Below are 488 nucleotides of genomic sequence, written 5' to 3'. Positions count from 1 at the left end.
CGCGTCGACGACCTCCAGAAGTCGTTCGGCGGGCTCGCGGCGACGGACCACGCGACGTTCGCCGTCGAGCGCGGCACGATCACCGGGCTCATCGGCCCGAACGGCGCCGGCAAGTCGACGCTGTTCAACCTCATCTCCGGCTTCTACGAGCCGGACGGCGGGACCGTCGAGGTCAACGGGACCGACGTGACCGGCATGGAGCCGTATCAGGTCGCCGACCACGGGCTCGTCCGGACGTTCCAGACGCCGCGCAAGCTGGAGGGAATGACGGTCCGCGAGGCGATGCTGGTCGGGCCGCGGAAACAGCCCGGCGAGTCGTTCCTGACGCTGTTCGCGTCGCCGGGGACGGTCGCCGACAGCGAGTCGGCGAACCTCGCCGAGGCCGAGCGGATACTGGCGGACTTCGAGATCGACCACCTCGCCGCGCAGCCCGCGACGGACATCTCCGGCGGGCAGATGAAGCTCGTCGAGCTCGCGCGGGCGATGCT

General features: G+C 70.5%; 1 protein-coding gene. It reads left to right on the top strand.

The window, feature by feature from the left end; all coding sequences use genetic code 11:
* The coding region (locus D3D02_RS19230; RefSeq protein WP_121571376.1) for an ABC transporter ATP-binding protein at nt 1-488 on the top strand (488 nt) is incomplete at both ends.

Source organism: Halobellus sp. Atlit-38R (assembly GCF_003665925.1).
Taxonomy (GTDB): domain Archaea; phylum Halobacteriota; class Halobacteria; order Halobacteriales; family Haloferacaceae; genus Haloquadratum; species Haloquadratum inordinatus.
The sequence above is the reverse complement of the archived record's forward strand: the minus strand, read 5'-3'. Positions and strand labels throughout refer to the sequence as shown.